We start from the raw sequence: 17868 nt of genomic DNA, 5'->3' as shown, positions 1-17868 counted from the left end.
GGCATGAGAATAACGTTTCTTTTTTTGTTGCTGTGGCCATTGTCAGGTTGGGCATGTGAGTGTGCTATTGGTACCATACAAGCTGATGTACAGTCCACATCCTTTATTGCGGTGGGTATAGCTATCGAGTTAGTAGACACCGATCAAGATCGCGAAAATTACGTCTGGCGACAGCCCGGCCATGCACACCGTGTACGTTTTGAGGTCCAGGAAGCCTTTAAAGGAGTAAGTCCCGGCCAGGTTATCACCATCGAATCGACTTTCAGCGATTGTGCCTTTTACTTTAAGTACAACGCCCAGTACGTCTTATTCGTCAATAAATTCAGAGGGCAGCACATGGCCCATATCTGTACATATAGTGGACTTACGGCGTCATCACAAGACATGATTCGATACCTCCGCCATAGTTTACCCGCTGTAAAACCTAAAGAGTAACGCTGCTTGGTCCCCTTCCCTGTGCGAGGCAGCACCCGGAGCGGTCAACGCGGCATCCCGGCGAAGACAAGATGAAACGCCCCGGCTCTTGCGGCTCGACACAAGCACGTAACTGGATTTTGAGTAGCTTCGCCTGTTGACGTAGAAATAGGACGATGCGACTTGAGCAGCGACAAATTCAAGAAATTGCCGAGCAATTAGATTGCGGCTTTCGGGCCTTTTGGCATAAGACAACGGGCAAACTGGTCTTTATTATTGATAGCTCGAAGTTTCCTGCCGCCGATTGGGAGGAGGAAGAAGAACAGGCCCAGGAAGAGATTGATGCCAATCGGGATGAGTATATCGAGATTGAAGCGATGGGGTCGAATGATTCGTATCGGGTGATGGTCGATTTTGCCGACCAACTAACCAACCCCCGTTTACAAAAGCAGCTATTTCGGGCGTTAGACAAACGCGGCCCCTTCCGGGAGTTCAAGTATGTGATTGACAACTCAGGGGATTACCGGGAGGCTTGGTTCGCCTTCAAGAATCAGCGGTACTTGGATTGGGTCAGCCAGCAAGTACAGGTCAGTGAGTAAGGGCAGCTTTCTGGCGACAGGCAGCCCGTCCCGAAGGCGGGGATTTAGCCCAATAAAGGAAAGGGGGTAAAATTCCCAGGTACGTGTGTTCAGTTGAGTTTCGTGCCCACCATCAACACCCATCTAGTGGGGGCGCTCGTCGCCCCAGTAGCGAGTTTAGCAGGTCACCAGTAATGGGTTGTATTTTGCCGACAGACAATACTTATACCATGTACCAATCAACGTATTCGTTATGCGATTCTCTTCCTCTCGCTGGGCGCTACTATTTCTCCCTGCATGTTGGTTCGGTTGCCAAGAACCGATGCCACCTGCTCAGCCGACATCGTTTCTAAAGACAGTATCGGAAGCCCGCTACACACCTGATGATAGCCTGACCATCACCTATCAGTATGATCAGGCTGGGCGCTTGCAGCAGGAAGAACAGCGGATCTCAGGCCGGTCGATTCGGATCGCCGATCTGTACGACATCAGGGAGTTGGCTCAGGTGTATGCAGATCAGTATCGGCTCCACAGTTACAATGCACAGCAACAGGAAATAGCCGTGAAGCATTATTTTCGCACGGGTAATACCTGGCTGATTTATGATGCGGACTCGTTACGGTACACAGGAAATCAGCTGGTTCGTCAGTTACATTACGATCATTTTTTTATTGTTGACGGGGGGCAGTATTCAACTACTTTTCCGCTTTGGCTCACTACGCAGACGAAGACATACGACGATCAGGGGCATATTCTTTCTGAAATCGATTCAGTGTTCATCACCCACGATATACCGGCTGGGAGTTCAGTATTAACGAAAACACCTGCCCACTATCTCCACAGCAACAAAACCACGTATTCGTACAATGAAAGGGGAGTGCTAACCCAACTGGTTGCGGTTTCCGGTGAAGCAGTAAAGCCGATGTTCTACAGTAATGGCTGGCCCGTTCTTAGCACAAACGGCAGCGGGTATGCGGCATCAATACGGCAGCGCTTTATGCCCGGTACAACGACCTATACGTATGCATACAAGTCAACCGGCCAATTAAGTGCGAAAACTGCTGCGTACGCAGACGGAAAAACCGCGCAGACGTATGTCAGTCGGTTTACGTATGCGTATAACACGCAGGCGCCATAACGCTCGCTTAACAACGATTCCTGTTTGCAGAGCATCTGGCTGACAGGCAACTGCCCCGGTTGAGCCAGCCTGAGTGTTCGGATAGGTTTCGTTTGACAGACTGCCCCCGCAACAAAGTCAGCCTGACAGAGCAGGTGCCCACCAACACAACGTACCTGTACCGACTTGGCTTGCCTACTTCATCGCGACGAGAATCAGGCTGACAATCAACATTCCCGTAAGGTGATAGGCGCCACTGATCAGTCCGTAGAGGAGTGGGCGGGGTATGTTTGGGTTAATGGCCATGTTGACGGTATTGGCAAACAGATAACCGAAGCCAATCAGGCCCGTAAATAGTAACGCATTGGCATATGACTCTATTTTTAGTGCATACAGGAGCACCGCGCTGGCCACCGTGATCACCAGCGAACACAAAGCCGGGCCAACAATGAAAATGGGGGCCGGTTTCTGCTGCACCGCCTGCCCTCTGCCCAGCGATATCCGGTAAGGCCTATTAAACAACACCGTGAACCACAGGGCTCCCAACAGGAAATAAGCAACAAATGCAACCAGCACACTTAACCAGTTAATAGCAGTGAGGACATTGAACATAAATTGGACGGTTTTAATGATCGACCTGTTTGAACAACACAAAGAAAAAGGGATGCAGTGACAGCCCTATGTCAGCAGTCAGCCAGAGCAGCCAGCAATAAATCAGCCTGCATTCGGGACTGGCAACGGATCATCGGGCTTTCGCAGCGCAGGGGTGATAACGCAAACAGTAATAGTCTGATGTCGTACGCTTTGGTAACTTCATAAGCCACCCCGTTAGGGTTGGTCATCACCACCTGCATCCTATTCGTTATGACACCGATCAACCGACAGACTTTTCTAAAAGAAGTATCCCTGCTGGCGGGGGCATCGCTATTGCCTTATAATGGCTGGGCCAATTCAACTGACATCGATAGATCGGCGATCAAGCTGGGGTTTGTCACCTACCTGTGGGGGAAAGACTGGGACGTACCTACACTGATCCAGCACTGCGCCGATACAAACATCCTGGGTGTTGAGCTGCGCGTAGAGCATGCCCACGGGGTGATGCCCGAGCTAAACGCGACCCAGCGACGTGAAGTGAGAAAGAAATTCGCCGATAGCCCGGTAAAGGTGGTGGGCCTTGGTACCAACCAGCAGTTCGACTTCGTTGATCAGGCGCAGGTACGGGCTTCGATCGAACGAACCAAAGAATTTATCCGGCTGAGTGCCGACGTGGGCGGGTCAGGAGTCAAGGTGAAACCAAATGGTCTGCACAAAGACGTACCGGTGGCAAAAACACTTACCCAGATCGGCGAATCGCTGAATGAACTGGCTCAGTATGGGGCTAGCCTGGGGCAGCAGATCAGGCTGGAAGTACACGGCGAACAAACGCAGGAATTGCCCGCCATTAAACAGATCATGGATGTGGCTACCCATCCCAACGCCACCATCTGCTGGAATTGCAATCCACAGGATTTAAACGGCAACGGTTTCCAGGCCAACTTCGATCTGGTCAAAAACCGGTTTGGGGCTACCTGCCATGTGCGCGAACTCGACCGAACCGATTACCCCTACCAGCAACTGCTCACGGACCTGGTTAAAATGGATTACAAGGGCTGGGTGCTGCTCGAATGCCACACCAACCCGCCCGATAAAGTGGCGTCGATGCGCGCGCAACGGGCTGTTTTCGACAGAATGCTGGCGAGAGCATAGTGCCGCTTCGTAGTTGAAGCGGCACACGATATTCTTCTCATAGAGCCTCTTCTACATTAGCCACCAGGTTGAAATCATCCCAGAACGAAGGGTATGATTTGGCGACTACGCCCGGCTCGTCGATGATCACGGGGCGTAGCATGGCAATGGGGGCAAAGGCCATGGCCATCCGGTGATCATCGTAAGTGTGAATCCGAACCGGTTCAGCACTGGCTGGCGTAGTGACCACCCGTACCTCATACCGCTCGTTGGGTACCACCTCGACCAGATCGGCGCCAAACTTGCGCAGCTCATTCTGAATCGCCACCACCCGATCGGTCTCCTTGATCTTCAGGCTTTCGATACCGGTAAACGTAGCCGGAATGCCTTTCAGCGCGCAACAGACGGCAACAGTCTGCGCCAAATCGGGGCAGTTGGTAAAATCGACGGAGATGTGGTCGGCGGCCTCTTTTTTGGTGAGCCTGAACCCTCGACCCGTATAGGTTGCGGCCACGCCAAGCTGATCCATAATGCCCACAATAGCGCTGTCGCCCTGCAACGACTGCTCCTTCAAGCCCAGTAAATGAATATCAGCGGTTTCGGCCAGAGCAACGGTGCTAAACCAGTAACTGGCGCCCGACCAGTCCGATTCAATGGCATAGGCAGTCGGCTGATACGCACCGGCGGGAATCTGGATGGTCTGCGCCGTCCAGTCGGCCGTGGCGGTTACGCCAAAGACAGCCATCTGTTGCAGCGTCATGGTCATGTATGGCACCGAGCCCAACGTACCTGTGAGGTTCAGCGTGAGGCCGGTGGGCAGGTACGGGGCCAGCATAGCCAGCGCCGAAATGTATTGGCTGCTCACATCGCCCCGAATACTCAGTTCAGTAAGGCCCGTTGGCGTGAAACCTGTCGTTTGTAACGGTGGGTACCCTTCCTGCCCCAGGTACGTTATGCTGGCGCCAAGCGTGCGCAGGGCGTCGACTAGCAGTCCAATGGGGCGTTCACACATACGGGGCGTCCCGGTCATCACCTTTGTCTGGCCGGTCAGCGCGAAATAAGCGGTCAGGAAACGCATGGTCGTTCCCGCATCGAGCACATCGGCGGTTGGCGAAGCCGTTTCGCGGAGCAACCGGATCATGGTCTGCGTATCGCGAGCCGTCGACAGGTTATCGAGCTGGCAACGAAATCCGGTCAGTGCGTCGAGAATCAACGCACGGTTGCTTTCGCTTTTTGAAGAGGCAAGGGCAATAGTAGCCTGAACAGGCTGGGTGGGGGGCGTCAGTAAAAGGGCATTCATGCCGCAAAAGAACGCAATTTTCTGTCGAATGCCCACTTAAGTGCCTGGGCAGCCCTGATAAGGAAATCAAGTACCTGGCTAACAGGCTGTCAGATAGCGCCTTTCTACAGGTCTGAAAAAAGCGAAAGCAAGGCTGGGAAGGGGCGCGACGACGCCTAGACTGGGGTATTTTTTGGCTTGTTGGGCTGAGGAATACTGGCTGTTGCGAGCCAGAACTGCTGAAGTTGATTGACTGCACGCGTCAGGTCAGCATATTGGTGCGGCTTGGTGATAAAGGAGTTAGCGCCTAGCGAATAAGCCCGAGTCACATCTTCGCGCTGGCTCGACGTGGTCAGTACCAATACGGGCATGGTGCGGTAGGCTTCCTGGTTACGCAGATGGGCGAGCGTCTGAAAACCGTCCATGATCGGCATGTTCAGATCGAGCAGCACCAGCGTAGGACGTGCCTCCGAAACAGCCAACTGGCTGATTAACTCTTCGCCGTTGGTAAAAAAGACAAGATCACACGCCATGCCCGTGGAGGCAAATGCCGTTCGGAGAAGAAATTGATCATCCTCGTCGTCTTCTGCTACAAAGATGGTATGCTGGCTCATCTCCTCCTGCTTGATCGGTTAACTAACTACGTATAAAGGTACCGTCACCTGTCAATAAAACCAAATACTATCTCATGGCTTTTAGGCAATTTCACGAACGTTTAATATACGAACGGGTTTGTACGCTACATATAGTCTAGTTTACCTAAGGCACTGAAAAACAAACCACTAGTTTACGTCCACTTACGCCGGGCAGGTACGCTCGTTGGTGTAGTTTTCGGCCCCGTCGGCTTACTTGGTCCACAAGACCTTAAGCCTGTGTTTTTCACTCACGTTATAGCTTCGGTGCGATACTTTGTAGCACAAGGCACCGCCCAGCAGCAACAGACCACCCGGCACCAACGACTTACGGTCGAATTGAAACCGACCCGTCTGCCCATCCAGGCTGCGGGGATTCACAAAGTCGGCGATCACGAAGACGGCCGCCGCAGCAGGCAACAAATAGCCTAACTCGGTCACAAACGGAATGCGGTGGGTCAGGTAAACGCGCTTCACATCAGTCAGTGGAAACGACAAGGGCTGAGGTTGGTCATATAATTCGTTCTGGAAGGCGATGGTAAACGCCGTATCACTCACCACCGTAAGGGGGTATCGGTATTTTTCTCCGTCAGACTTCGTTCGAAACGCCATGGTTTCGCCGGGAAAGATCCGGTAACGCCGAAACCGCCCGAACGTACCGGTTACGTCGATAGCCAGGTAACGACTTTTGTCTGTAAGCTTCAACGCCCCGTCAATAGTCGGCAGTGTATCGGCCGAGGGCTGATATGCCGCCGGTTTTTGCGGCGGCTCCTGCATACGTACTCCCGGAACGCTACCAGGTTGAGCCAGACAAAGAGCTGTACTGAGCCAGGTAACCGTGATTACCATCAGACATCGCAGCATAGACATAGGAATTAACTGTTATAGATGCTCAACGTTCAGCACAGACGAAAGGTTATTGCATTGACTCCGTGAACAAGCCGCTATTTACTGACGCCCCCCGACACGATCAGTTTCATGGCCTCGGCGCTCGACAGGTTCAACAGCTTCACATTGTCGGTCGGCACAATGAACAATTCGCCCGAGAACGCATAGGAATGTGGACAGTAGACCATTATGGCGTCGGAAAGGTTGAAATGACTCAGGTCTGTTTGGGTAATAAATCCGATTTTCCGAATGCCCGACTCCCGGTTAATGGTCACCAGCACCGGCTGATTGAACTTCTTTTTATCGCCAACGAAGGCTGAGATCAGGTCTTTTACCGAAAAATAGATCAGACTCACCAGTGGTAAATGCCGGATAGACCCCTCAAACAACGATGCAACGGACTGCGGAATAACGGTGGAGATCAACAACCCTGAACCGAGAATAATACCGGTCATGATCAGGAAACCAATACCCGGAATGTCGATAGGCACTAGCCCATCGACCCAGACGAACACGCTATAGATGACGTAGATGGTCAGGCCCAGCGGCGCAATAGCCAGTAAACCCCGGCCGAAATAAGCTACCAGTCGACTGATAAATTTGTTAGTCATAGGGCAAAAATAAGTGTCAGGGTTCAGGTTTCAAGGTTCAGTTTGTTGGCCGTGCGCGGCCAGTCCCCCGACAGACCGGTTGACACTTGAAACCTGAACCCTGAAACTTATTTTTGCCCCATGATTCATGCCAAGCAGTTACGCTCGTTTACCGAGCAGATTTTTCAGGCTATCGGTTGTTCGGTAGCCGACGCCCAATTAGCCGCTGATGTATTGGTGTCGGCCGATCTTCGCGGCGTTGATTCGCACGGGGTTGCCCGCCTGGCTGGGTACGTTCGCCTCTACGACCATGGCCGCCTCAACCCGACACCAGCCATCAGTATCGTACACGAAACACCCTCTACCGCCGTGGTTGATGGCGACCGGGGCCTGGGCCTGGTGGTGGGGCCGTGGGCTATGCGGGTCGCCATTGACAAAGCACGGGTGGCCGGAACAGGCTGGGTGGCGGTGCGCAACTCGAACCACTTCGGCATTGCGGGCTACCATGCCCTGCTGGCCGCCGACCATGACATGATCGGGCAGGCCATGACCCACGCGGCACCACTGGTAGCCCCTACGTTCTCGCTCGATAAGATGCTGGGCACCAATCCAGTTGCCGTCGCTATTCCGGCGGCTACCGAACCAACGTTCCTGGCAGATTTTGCCTCAACGGCGGTGGCTTATGGCAAGCTGGAAATTTTGCAGCGCAAAGGCCAGGACATTCCCGTTGGCTGGGCGCAGGATGCTGACGGCAACCCAACTACCGATGCCAACGCCGTGAAGAGTGGGGGCGCCCTCCTACCTCTCGGGTCCGACCGCGAGCATGGCAGCCACAAAGGGTATGGCCTGGGCGCTATTGTCGATATTTTCTCGGGCGTGCTGTCGGGGGCGAACTATGGGCCGTGGGTGCCTCCATTTGCCACGGCAGGTTTCATGCAGGCCAATGAAGGCGTCGGCGCTGGTACCGGCCATTTCTTCGGGGCCATGCGCATCGACGCGTTCCGGCCCGCTGATGAGTTTAAACAGCACATGGACACCTGGATTCAGCGTTTCCGGTCGGCTAAAGCGGTGGAGGGGCAGCAGGTACTGGTTCCCGGAGATCCAGAACGTATGCTCGAAGCTGATCGCCTGCAACACGGTATTCCCGTACACGAATCGGTGATTAAAACTCTACAGGAATTAGGGGATCGGTTTGGTATACCATTGGGTACGTAGACGGTTCGCCTCTGACTGGTTTAATACTATATTATCAGGGTTAGATTCCATTTTATTTTGGTCCGTTCACTCAACTTTTGAGCTGTACCCATTTTTCAAAAACAAGCTATTAAGAAGCGAAAAACAGCCTGTACAGGCTGTTTTTCGCTTTTCTTATTTAGTATACAGATTTTATAGATAATCGCAATATCGCAACGCGCTAAACCTGACCAAACACAACAAATCATTCGTCCTCCTGTTAGTATACCAAACGAGTCTGCTAATCGGCAGACCAATCACTATATCACTCATTTGTCATGAAAAAGTCATTTTTCGTCGCCGCTTTAGCCTGTTTAGTGGCATCGCAGGCAGGATTCGCTCAGGCTGTTCAGAAGGCCAAGGAAGTGAAAAAAGAGATGAAGGCTGAAAAGAAAATGGAGAAGGCCCAGGAGTACCGGCAAGAAGCTGCTACGGGAAAAGGCGTAGAAATAGCGGGCATCTCTGACAAAAAAACCCGAATGGCCAAAGCCGACCGGAAGGAGAAAAAAGCAGAAAAGAAAGCCATAAAAAGTGATGCGAAAGCGCTAAAAGTTGTTGCCAAGAAGAAAACAAAAGAAGCCGCTGGCGTTAACTAACCAGTACAAAAACCACCATTCAGGAAGTAGAAAAGGTAGCCTGGGCGCAGTGTTCAGGCTACCTTTTTAGTTACGCCTACATCAGGCTCCACATGCAGCCAGTAAACGATTTCCCAAGTCGATCATATCGCCTTTCCTGACCAACGCAGTCAGCCAATCCGACGGAATCGAATCGATCCTATAATACAAGCCGGCGAGTCCGCCAGTTACGCAGCCGGTCGTATCGGTGTCGCTACCGAGATTAACTGCTTTGAGCACCGCTTCAGCATAGGTATCTGTTGTCAGAAAACACCAGAAACTCGCTTCCAGCGTATGCAGAACGTACCCTGAAGAAGCAATCTCGGGTTCTGAACAGTTATAAATAGGCCGAATTTCGTAATCACCAACGGGCGTCTCCAGCAGCCGGTGAAAATGATCAGCCTCGTTGCCAGGCAAAACGCTATGCTGCTTCATGAAGCTGGTAACGCGTTGTTGCATGGCCCGAAATGCCGCGTATTTCTCCATTCCTTCCAGCAATAGCAAAGCATATTCGCCGTAAACAAAACAGGCAAAAACAGATCGGATGTGTCTGTGGGTCAGGCCCGACACCTCCTTGATAAGCCGGAAGCGCTCCAGTATAGGCTGGTTTTTGCTGTAAAAAATGAGCGGCAGTATGCGCATCAGCGACCCATTACCGTTGTCTTGTTCACCGGCTCCGCCAGCCAGCAACGGACTGGTGCCGGTAGCCAGTTTGTGAAGGGCCGTTGAGGTGGCAATGCCGATGTCGAAGACGTGGCCGTGGGGCGTCCAGTAGCCATGTTCATACCAGTCAACAAATCGATTGGCGATGTCTTGCAGGTTGTAGCCGGCGCAAAGGCTTTCGGCCAGGCAGAAGGCCAGTGAACTGTCATCAGACCAGGTACCGGGTGGCTGCTGGTGCGTGCCGTAGCCCTGCATGGTCGTTACAGGCTGGCCTTTCAGCGTAGTGCGGGCCATAAATTCAACGGGTACGCCGAGCGCATCGCCCACAGCCATGCCCAGTAGCGCCTCCGTAACTCGGTTTCGTTTCATGCTCCTCCTCCTCAGTAGGTTGATTTATTGACCCTCAAATTTTTACAACTCCTTTGTAGCTCTTTTCCTGGTTGTAAACCGGTAGCCCGAGTAATCGCCATCTGATATAACCGCTCACCCTGTAAACCAGTTGTTGATCTACCAAAACACGCACTGATGTGTTTTGAGGTATCCATTGAAGACCGGGCATGATGTCTGTTGCCTTAATCAACAGCGTAGTCTGAATTGCGTCGGGCGATAGGCCCGACCCCGGCTCGGTTGGCTGGGAGGCATTGGGGAGCCTGATAGGCCACACAGCCACATGACTCTTGATACTAAAGGTGGGGCTGTTCAACAATACACCATCGTGATAAGCCTGATTCGTTAGGGGAACCATAAGTTGGGGTTGCTGAAATACGAACGTATATTCACCACCGTGCGCCATGATTGCCGATCGTCCCGTAAGCGTAGCCACTCCTGCCAGTATGAACAGGGCACTAACTACATACAGCTTGTTTTTACTGAAGTGGGAAACATAGCGTATCAATGAGCCCCAGCCGCCAATAAACAGTAGCAGGTTCAGGAAGGGCCAGATGGTGAGGAGAACGGTTTGCATGTCTCAAATAAGCACCAAATGGTAGACAAACCAAATCACTACTGCTACGGTGTTTGCTTCGCGCACGGTGTGGCTTCGCGCGAAGCCACACCGTGCTGCTGAAACCGCCGCCAACACGCTGATTACGGCCTGAGCAGCATCTTTGTTTCCGTGACCTGGTCTACTCGTTTTCGGGAGAAAAAGACCGGAAAATAGCCGTTTTCGGCCCAAAGCGGAAACAGATCGCGATAGTGCGTACTACCTGGATCGGCTGACTGGCCGGGGCTGTTGATACCCATGGTCCGATCCCAATCCTGGGTATCGACCACAATGCGGAAGGTCGCGCCATGTTCCTGATTCAGGCTGTTTCCCGTAGCATTAACGGTTTCGGCGTATCCTCCCCGCGCTACCGGTCCAACGTTTATGCGCCGCCGCTGTTCATCACTCACCCATTCACTCAGGGCGTGGGTGAGCGCACTGTACTTAAGTGCTCGCTGCCCATACACCCAGGTTTCCATATCGGGGCCAAGCGCCCTGGTCAGATCGGCCACGGCCAGGGTCACACAAGCCAACAGCAAACTATCCCGGTTGATTGGCCGGTTGGTCGCCAGTTGCGGCGATACGGCCCAATCGAGCAGGCGTTTGGTGGAAAGGCTTTTTACGTAGGGGCGGGCGTCGGCGGGGATGGTCAGGTTCATGAACGCCCGCCGAAGCTGCGCCTCGTAGCCTACATAAATCGCCGCTGCAACCGACGACGTACCCAGTTCATAATTCCATTTCCGCAGGTACGTCAGGGCCTGTTCTGTAGGTACGTCCTCCGACGAAAGCGGCTCCAGCAAGGGCACCAGCGTTCGGGCGGGCAAGGCTACGTAATCGGCCTGTAAGCGCATGAAATCGCTAACTGTCTTGCGCTTACCATCAGCCAATACTTCCTCGATCCGGTGCGCGCGGGAAGGCGACGCCCACACCCAGCCAATGGCGTTGCGATGCGGAAAGCCGGGGGGCGTCAGGTTGTTGTTGGCCGTGACAATATAGCCCGAAGACGGATTTTCGCTGTGTGGCAGTTGGGCAATGGGCAGGTAACCAGCCCATTCGTAACGGCCATCGCCGGGTACCGGCACCAGACCCGTCCAGTTTTTGCGAATGGGCGCCAGCCCTACGGCCTGCCAGCCGATGGTCCCTTTAGGATCGGCCCACACCATGTTTTCGCCGGGGATCCGGCTGTACAGACAAGCCTGTCGAAACTCGGTCCACGACCGGGCCTGGTTCATGCGGAGACTAGCCAGATACGGTGAGCAACCCATTTCGCGCCAGCCCGCCCGCACGGCATAGGCCCGATGCGCCCGGGCATCGTCAAACACCACGGGGCCGTGGCGCGTGTATTTCAGCGTAACGGTCTGCGCGGCGCGACCTTTGACCGGAATCGTTTCGCGCAGCGTCCGCATTGTTTCCCAACGGCCTTTATACCGGTACTGATTCGGATTGGCAGGGTTGGTTTCGTACACATACAGGTCTTCGTTGTCGGTATCGAAAATGGTCAGCCCCCACGCTCCGTAGTCGTTATGCCCAACCGAGATGCCGGGCAACGTTGGCTCACCGGCACCGATCACGTTCCAGCCGGGGGCATTCAGGTGCGCCCAGTAGCGAAGCGACGGCACCGACACGGCCCGGTGTGGGTCATTGGCCAACATGGGATAACCACTCGCCGATTTGCCGCCCGACACCACCCAGTTGTTCGAGCCAACAAACTGTTTCTCAGCCTCAAACCACTCATCGATCTCCGCTCGTTTTTGGGAACGTTGCCAGGCCTCTTCCTCATCGGTAGCGCCCAGGCCTACATTGGCTTTGCTAAATTTAACAGGCAGGCGAAAGGCTTCGTACAGTTCCAGAATGTTCTGCATCAGCCCCGCTCCGTCAACATGAAGCGTTAGATCGGGGTCGCCAGGTTGGCTGACGGGATGGAACCATTGCAAGGCCCGCAGGCTGTCGGTCCCGATCAGGTGCACCAGCCGCCCGTAGTTTAGTTCGTCGCGAATATTGCTAAGCAACCCCTGGTGACGGCTAATGACGATTTCCGGCGTCCATAGTCCGGGTTTGGTGTTGAGCGTTTTAAACTCGAATGGCAGCTTATCGGGCGTCTGGTTGATCTCCGTCACGTAGGCGTTGATACCCGCCACAAACGCACGGATGATCAGGCTACCGTGCGGATGGTAGAAGTTGAGTTCAGCGTCCAGATTCTGGGGACGGAACTTGAACAGCCGGGTGCCGATATCGCGCTTTAGCTCCTGCGGACCGAGCAGTTCAGCTACGGTACCGGTTGCCTGCCTTCGCCACATCTCGAACTGGAACAGCCGATCCTGTGCGGCCATATAGCCCTGCGCAAAGAAGAGGTCATGCTCATTTTTGGCGTAAATATGGTTCACGCCCCACTGATCGCGCAGCACCTCCACTGGTTGCTCCAGGCCCGTTACACGTAAATTCTGGGTACAGGCAGTCGTAGTGAGTAGCAGAAAGAGCAGGATGAGGCGCATTGGATCGGGACTTGGTTATGGTACAATTTGCCCCGAAACATGGCCAAAACCAACCCGAATACCGTCTTTTTCGGCATAACCCCGGAATGTTATCGTATCGCCATCTTCCAGAAATGTGCGTGTTTCGCCCGTGTCGAGCGTAACTGGCTCGGCCCCACCCCACGACAGCTCGAGCAGTGACCCCCACGACGACCGGTCGGGACCGGAAATAGTGCCGGACGCCATCAGATCACCCACCCGAATAGTGCAGCCATTTACCGTATGGTGCGCCAGCTGCTGTGCCTGCGACCAGTACAAAAACCGCTGGTTCGACCGCGAAATAATGGTTTCGGAGCCGCCTGCGGGCATGATACTAACTTCCAGCTGAATGTCAAGATTAGGCGTTGCGCTGGGCTCGTGCAGGTACGGTAAGGGCGTAGGCTCCTGAACGTACCCAGCCACGCGAAACGGGGCGAGGGCATCCATGGTCACTACCCAGGGCGACATCGACGAGCCGAAGCTCTTGCCCAGAAACGGACCCAGCGGCACGTATTCCCACTGCTGAATATCCCGCGCCGACCAGTCGTTGAACAGCACCATACCAAATACGTACTCGTCGAAATCGGCTGGGCGCACTGACGTACCCAGCGGCGTATCTTTCCCGACGATGAATGCCGTTTCCAACTCAAAATCAAGGCGTTGCGACGGACCGAAAATGGGCTGAGTCTCTCCTTTCGGTAACCGCTGCCCGTTTGGCCGCCTGATTGGTGTACCTGAACTTACCACCGACGACGCCCGCCCGTGGTAGCCAACGGGCAAATGACGCCAGTTGGCTAACAGCGCGTTGGCCGGGTCACGAAACATCGTTCCAACATTGGTGGCGTGGTCGATGCTGGAATAAAAATCGGTGTAGTCGCCAATCTGCACAGGGAGATGCAGGGCAGCATCTGCCTGCCGAACCAGCACCTGGTTGGCCAGGCTGCTGAGCAGTGAGGTATCATCAATTAATTCGGCCTGCAACGTGACACGTACCTGCTGCCAGACCGGACGGCCCAGCCGAATAAAGTCATTCAGGAAACTACTTCGGAAAACGTATCGCTGCTGGTAGGGCAGGAAGGCATCAAAAATGGCGCTGTCGGCGGCAGCGGCCAGATCGATGATATATTCGCCAATAGCCACACCCACACGGCGTTCGGGTGCCTGGCTAGTAGAGAAAATACCAAAAGGCAGGTTGTGAATCGAAAAATCGGAATCGGGAGCAACAGGAAGCCAGGGCATTAGTGAAAGAGCGAAAGAGTGAATGGCGGACAGAGTGAAAGAGCGACTGAGCGGATGGATGCTCGCTCATCCACTCAGTCGCTCTTTCACTCTGTCGCTTCTCGCCAGGATTGGAAATACACACCATCGTCGATACCGAGGGCCTGTTTCGTTAGCTGAAGCGGCCGGAATGTATCGACCATAACGGCCAGTTCGTCGGTGCCGGTTTTGCCGATGCTCCGTTCCATGGCACCAGGGTGCGGCCCATGTGGAATACCACCAGGGTGCAGCGTCAGGATGCCGGGCGAGATGCCGTTGCGGCTCATGAAGTTGCCATCTACATAGTACAGTACTTCGTCGGAATCGATGTTGCTGTGGTTGTACGGAGCCGGAACAGCCTCGGGGTGGTAATCGTACAGGCGTGGTACGAATGAGCAAACCACACACGATTTGGTCTCGAAGGTCTGGTGAACCGGTGGCGGCTGATGAATACGCCCGGTAATAGGCTCGAAGTTATGGATCGAGAAACCGTACGGAAAGTTGTAACCGTCCCAACCCACCACATCGAATGGGTGTGTATCATACACCAACGTGTGCAGAATGCCCTCCTTCTTGATCTTCACGACAAAATCGCCGCGTTCGTCGTGTGTTTCCAGATTTTGTGGCAGCTTGAAATCGCGTTCGCTGTAGGGAGAATGTTCCAGCTGCTGGCCAAAGTGGTTTCGGTACCGTTTGGGCGTATAGATGGGTGAAGTCGATTCGAGATAAAACAGGCGGGTGCCAACCGGATCGGCTTCAGGTACGTTGGTTTCGCCGCCCATTGGGTCGAACGTAAGCTGGTAGATCATCCCACGTGGAATGAGCAGGTAATCGCCGGGAACAAACGCAATCGTGCCCAACAACGTCCGCAACGTACCTGCGCCCCGATGCACAAACAGCAGCTCATCAGCATCGGCATTTTTATAAAAATAGTCGGTAAGCGACTGGCGCGGAGCAGCCACGCCAATCACCACATCGCTATTGACCAGCAGCGGTGTGCGGCTCGCCAGGAAATCGTTGGCGGGTGGCACGTCGAACCCGACGAGCTTCCGCGACATGATGTTATGGGCAACGGCAATAGCGGGGCGCAGATCGACCGGGTCGAGTACGGCTTTAACCTGCGTGGGGCGGTGCAGGTGATACAGAAGCGACGACATGCCATCGAAGCCGACAGTACCAAACAACTGCTCGTAATAGAATGCCCCCTGTGGACTCCGGAAGATGGTGTGTCGCTTAGGCGGCAGCTGACCGAGATGATGATAAAGTGGCATAGCTGATTCGTGGCTGATTTAGTTGTCAAAGCAACAAATTTATCTGCCTTTTGTCATACTACAACAAGGCATTGCCCAATTTTCTGGCAAGATACTATCCTAAGGGCTTTTGGTAGCCAGCGGCAGTTCGCCGCGTTCGGGCATTTATCAGCTCTTCCCTGCCCATGACATGAAGGGCAGTAGATAGGCATGGTTTATGATGTAGGGAGGGTGGTCTGTACTAGATCATCTTGCCCAGCCCATGTCCATTCATATCAACCGTATATCATTCGTTATCGGTCTGTTAGCCCTGTTCAGCAGTGCAGTTTATGCCCAGCGACAGGCCCGCAGCCGAGTGCCCGGGCCCGTAGAAGCGGAGGCTAAAAAAGCCTGTTTACCGGCACAGATTACCGTCAGCAAAACTGTTTTGTGCGCAGGCGAGTCGCTCGATCTTCGCTCGAACATCCTGCCCGAGTACCGGTATCGATGGTTCAAAGATGGCGCTGTACTCGTTGGCGAATCCACGTACCTGCTCACCATCGACATGCCAGGTATGTATAAGCTGGAGGTGACCAACACGGCCCTGGCTAACTGCGTGCAAACCACAACCGTCGTTATTCGGCAAAGTCCGCTCAGGAAGTTGTCCTTGCTGCCATTAACGCAACAGGTCCCCTGCGAAGGCGAACCGTTAGTAGCGGCCATCGACGTTGGCTCGACCAACCCTGCGTCGGTCAGCCTGACCTACCACTGGCAGCGCAACGGGTTCACGCTACCTCAAACCAGCCCCACGATTCGAGCCGATGCGCCGGGCGTGTATAGCGTGTTCGTTCTCGACGGCGACTGCGAAGTGAGCGCCGGGCCGCTGGAGGTCTTTACTAAACCCAAACCAGACTTTCCCGTCATTCCTGCCATATGCGCCAATTCAGTTGATCGGGTAGGGCTGGTCGCCACACCAGCAGGCGGTATGTTTTCTGGAAATGGGGTGCAGAACGGCCAGTTTTACCCCAAACTCGTTGGGGCGGGTCAGCAAACAGTGACATATTCTGTCACCAATACCAACGGCTGTCCGGCGCTGGTCAACCAGACCATTGACGTCATCAGCGTACCGCAGCCCGACCTGGGGCCCAGCCAGACCATCATTGCCGGTACACAGGTGGTGTTGCAAGGCCCGTCTGGTCCTGATCTGTCGTATACCTGGGACCCGATCAACGGCCTGTTGACCGAAGGAAATTCAGCCCCCAGCGGCGGGCGCCTCAACCTGCCCCGCGTAATAGCCCAGCCAGTGGCCACCACAACCTATCGCCTCACGGTCAGCCAGGATAGCCAATGTCCGTTGAGTAGTAGTGTCGTCATCACCGTGTTACCGGGCTTATTCTTCCCATCGGCCTTTACGCCCAACGGCGATGGCCAGAACGATACCTGGACACTTATTGGTATTGAGGCGTTTCCGCTCTGTTCGGTACGGATCTACAATCGCTGGGGCGAACTTATTCTCCATGAATCGCCCTACCGCGAGCCCTGGGATGGCCGTGTTCGGGGCGAACGCGTAGCACCCGGCCCCTACCGATACGTCATTAGCCCTGCCCCTTTCCTGCCCGAACGCGCAGGTACGTTGACGGTGCTGGAATAGCCCAATCCGCGTGCTATTCCTATCGTTCTTATACAGGCAGGTTGGCTAGTTTTTCTTTCAGTGAATTGAAATCCAGCGGCTTTGCCAGGAAATCATCGGCACCGAGGTCCATTGCCTGCTGGTGGCTCTCGGCATCGCCATAAGCCGTAATCATCATTACTACCGGAGGGCGCTGCGGCGTAACCGTGCGAATGTGACGTAGCAGTTCCAGCCCGCTCATACCCGGCATATTGATATCCGACAGGATCAGGACGGCTTCGTGCGGGCGATCGTTGAAAATCTGTAGCGCCTCTTCGCCCGACGAGGCGAAGGTCATGTGAACGGCACCACTACGGATTTCCCGCCGGAAACGCTGCTCAAACAGCGGCTGAACATCGGGTTCGTCGTCGACAACAAGAATGTGAGTCATGGGAAAAGAGGTTTCAAGTTTCAGGTGTCAGGTTTCAGGTTTCAGGTTTCAGGTTTCAGGTTTCAGGTGCGCTGCTTGTCTACGATGGGTGAATGAG

At 54.2% G+C, this 17868-nt stretch carries 17 protein-coding genes; 6 read left to right on the top strand and 11 right to left on the bottom strand.

Annotated features, from left to right (window positions below; translation table 11 throughout):
* Positions 1 to 590 precede the first annotated feature (590 nt).
* Positions 591 to 1013 carry a UPF0158 family protein gene (locus ACAW75_RS14405; RefSeq protein WP_370729430.1) on the top strand — a complete coding sequence of 141 codons (423 nt, stop codon included), beginning with the start codon at positions 591 to 593 and terminating at the stop codon, positions 1011 to 1013.
* A gap of 301 nt (positions 1014 to 1314) precedes the next feature.
* The gene (locus ACAW75_RS14400) at positions 1315 to 2130 is read left to right on the top strand and encodes a hypothetical protein (protein WP_370729429.1); all 816 of its coding nucleotides are present in this window, start codon (positions 1315 to 1317) and stop codon (positions 2128 to 2130) included.
* 174 nt (positions 2131 to 2304) lie between these two features.
* Here the strand turns inward: ACAW75_RS14400 and ACAW75_RS14395 are convergent, their stop codons facing one another.
* Entirely contained in the window at positions 2305 to 2721 is a 417-nt protein-coding gene (locus ACAW75_RS14395; protein WP_370729428.1) for a DUF1761 domain-containing protein, read from the bottom strand.
* 252 nt (positions 2722 to 2973) lie between these two features.
* On the opposite strand from ACAW75_RS14395, the gene ACAW75_RS14390 reads away from it, so the two are divergent.
* On the top strand, positions 2974 to 3855 hold the full coding sequence (locus ACAW75_RS14390) for a sugar phosphate isomerase/epimerase family protein (RefSeq protein WP_370729427.1): 882 nt from the start codon (positions 2974 to 2976) through the stop codon (positions 3853 to 3855).
* Positions 3856 to 3892: 37 nt separating this feature from the next.
* Here the strand turns inward: ACAW75_RS14390 and ACAW75_RS14385 are convergent, their stop codons facing one another.
* The 4 genes from ACAW75_RS14385 to ACAW75_RS14370 form a co-directional block, all read right to left on the bottom strand.
* Entirely contained in the window at positions 3893 to 5134 is a 1242-nt protein-coding gene (locus tag ACAW75_RS14385; protein ID WP_370729426.1) for a 3-phosphoshikimate 1-carboxyvinyltransferase, read from the bottom strand.
* A gap of 155 nt (positions 5135 to 5289) precedes the next feature.
* Positions 5290 to 5727 (bottom strand): response regulator, encoded by a 438-nt coding sequence (locus ACAW75_RS14380; RefSeq protein ID WP_370729425.1) that lies wholly within the window; start codon positions 5725 to 5727, stop codon positions 5290 to 5292.
* Positions 5728 to 5958: 231 nt separating this feature from the next.
* Positions 5959 to 6609: a hypothetical protein gene (locus ACAW75_RS14375; RefSeq protein ID WP_370729424.1), complete on the bottom strand. Its 651-nt coding sequence runs from the start codon at positions 6607 to 6609 to the stop codon at positions 5959 to 5961.
* Between the two features lie 80 nt (positions 6610 to 6689).
* The gene (locus ACAW75_RS14370; RefSeq protein WP_370729423.1) at positions 6690 to 7244 is read right to left on the bottom strand and encodes a DUF502 domain-containing protein; all 555 of its coding nucleotides are present in this window, start codon (positions 7242 to 7244) and stop codon (positions 6690 to 6692) included.
* A gap of 120 nt (positions 7245 to 7364) precedes the next feature.
* Between ACAW75_RS14370 and ACAW75_RS14365 the strand changes: the two genes are divergently transcribed.
* Positions 7365 to 8438: an Ldh family oxidoreductase gene (locus ACAW75_RS14365; RefSeq protein ID WP_370729422.1), complete on the top strand. Its 1074-nt coding sequence runs from the start codon at positions 7365 to 7367 to the stop codon at positions 8436 to 8438.
* A 296-nt stretch (positions 8439 to 8734) separates the two neighbouring features.
* Positions 8735 to 9052, top strand: a complete 318-nt coding sequence (locus tag ACAW75_RS14360) for a hypothetical protein (protein ID WP_370729421.1) — start codon at positions 8735 to 8737, stop codon at positions 9050 to 9052.
* 81 nt (positions 9053 to 9133) lie between these two features.
* On the opposite strand, the gene ACAW75_RS14355 is transcribed toward ACAW75_RS14360, so the two are convergent.
* The 5 genes from ACAW75_RS14355 to ACAW75_RS14335 all read right to left on the bottom strand — a co-directional run bounded on the left by ACAW75_RS14355 (position 9134) and on the right by ACAW75_RS14335 (position 15753).
* Entirely contained in the window at positions 9134 to 10102 is a 969-nt protein-coding gene (locus ACAW75_RS14355; protein WP_370729420.1) for an ADP-ribosylglycohydrolase family protein, read from the bottom strand.
* A gap of 34 nt (positions 10103 to 10136) precedes the next feature.
* Positions 10137 to 10697, bottom strand: coding sequence for a hypothetical protein (locus tag ACAW75_RS14350; protein WP_370729419.1), 561 nt, complete (start codon positions 10695 to 10697; stop codon positions 10137 to 10139).
* Between the two features lie 122 nt (positions 10698 to 10819).
* A complete protein-coding gene (locus tag ACAW75_RS14345) occupies positions 10820 to 13207 on the bottom strand; it encodes a penicillin acylase family protein (RefSeq protein WP_370729418.1) in 2388 nt (795 codons plus the stop codon).
* Positions 13208 to 13222: 15 nt separating this feature from the next.
* Entirely contained in the window at positions 13223 to 14464 is a 1242-nt protein-coding gene (gene fahA / locus ACAW75_RS14340) for a fumarylacetoacetase (RefSeq protein ID WP_370729417.1), read from the bottom strand.
* Positions 14465 to 14550: 86 nt separating this feature from the next.
* Entirely contained in the window at positions 14551 to 15753 is a 1203-nt protein-coding gene (locus tag ACAW75_RS14335; RefSeq protein WP_370729416.1) for a homogentisate 1,2-dioxygenase, read from the bottom strand.
* A gap of 241 nt (positions 15754 to 15994) precedes the next feature.
* Between ACAW75_RS14335 and ACAW75_RS14330 the strand changes: the two genes are divergently transcribed.
* Positions 15995 to 17362 carry a T9SS type B sorting domain-containing protein gene (locus tag ACAW75_RS14330; RefSeq protein ID WP_370729415.1) on the top strand — a complete coding sequence of 456 codons (1368 nt, stop codon included), beginning with the start codon at positions 15995 to 15997 and terminating at the stop codon, positions 17360 to 17362.
* Between the two features lie 28 nt (positions 17363 to 17390).
* Here ACAW75_RS14330 and ACAW75_RS14325 read toward each other — a convergent pair whose 3' ends face one another.
* Complete coding sequence (locus ACAW75_RS14325; RefSeq protein WP_370729414.1) at positions 17391 to 17771, bottom strand: response regulator; 381 nt, start codon at positions 17769 to 17771, stop codon at positions 17391 to 17393.
* Positions 17772 to 17868 lie beyond the last annotated feature (97 nt).

This window comes from Fibrella arboris, from assembly GCF_041321095.1.
Lineage (GTDB): Bacteria > Bacteroidota > Bacteroidia > Cytophagales > Spirosomataceae > Fibrella > Fibrella arboris.
This window is presented reverse-complemented; position numbering and strand designations above follow the sequence as displayed.

Coding starts and splice junctions, on each gene's coding strand:
- ACAW75_RS14400 (WP_370729429.1), top strand. CDS start 1,315: ATGCCACCTGCTCAGCCGACATCGTTTCTAAAGACAGTATCGGAAGCC.
- ACAW75_RS14380 (WP_370729425.1), bottom strand. CDS start 5,727: ATGAGCCAGCATACCATCTTTGTAGCAGAAGACGACGAGGATGATCAA.
- ACAW75_RS14345 (WP_370729418.1), bottom strand. CDS start 13,207: ATGCGCCTCATCCTGCTCTTTCTGCTACTCACTACGACTGCCTGTACC.
- ACAW75_RS14370 (WP_370729423.1), bottom strand. CDS start 7,244: ATGACTAACAAATTTATCAGTCGACTGGTAGCTTATTTCGGCCGGGGT.
- fahA (WP_370729417.1), bottom strand. CDS start 14,464: ATGCCCTGGCTTCCTGTTGCTCCCGATTCCGATTTTTCGATTCACAAC.
- ACAW75_RS14330 (WP_370729415.1), top strand. CDS start 15,995: ATGTCCATTCATATCAACCGTATATCATTCGTTATCGGTCTGTTAGCC.
- ACAW75_RS14405 (WP_370729430.1), top strand. CDS start 591: ATGCGACTTGAGCAGCGACAAATTCAAGAAATTGCCGAGCAATTAGAT.
- ACAW75_RS14355 (WP_370729420.1), bottom strand. CDS start 10,102: ATGAAACGAAACCGAGTTACGGAGGCGCTACTGGGCATGGCTGTGGGC.
- ACAW75_RS14385 (WP_370729426.1), bottom strand. CDS start 5,134: ATGAATGCCCTTTTACTGACGCCCCCCACCCAGCCTGTTCAGGCTACT.
- ACAW75_RS14360 (WP_370729421.1), top strand. CDS start 8,735: ATGAAAAAGTCATTTTTCGTCGCCGCTTTAGCCTGTTTAGTGGCATCG.
- ACAW75_RS14365 (WP_370729422.1), top strand. CDS start 7,365: ATGATTCATGCCAAGCAGTTACGCTCGTTTACCGAGCAGATTTTTCAG.
- ACAW75_RS14335 (WP_370729416.1), bottom strand. CDS start 15,753: ATGCCACTTTATCATCATCTCGGTCAGCTGCCGCCTAAGCGACACACC.
- ACAW75_RS14375 (WP_370729424.1), bottom strand. CDS start 6,609: ATGCTGCGATGTCTGATGGTAATCACGGTTACCTGGCTCAGTACAGCT.
- ACAW75_RS14395 (WP_370729428.1), bottom strand. CDS start 2,721: ATGTTCAATGTCCTCACTGCTATTAACTGGTTAAGTGTGCTGGTTGCA.
- ACAW75_RS14390 (WP_370729427.1), top strand. CDS start 2,974: ATGACACCGATCAACCGACAGACTTTTCTAAAAGAAGTATCCCTGCTG.
- ACAW75_RS14350 (WP_370729419.1), bottom strand. CDS start 10,697: ATGCAAACCGTTCTCCTCACCATCTGGCCCTTCCTGAACCTGCTACTG.
- ACAW75_RS14325 (WP_370729414.1), bottom strand. CDS start 17,771: ATGACTCACATTCTTGTTGTCGACGACGAACCCGATGTTCAGCCGCTG.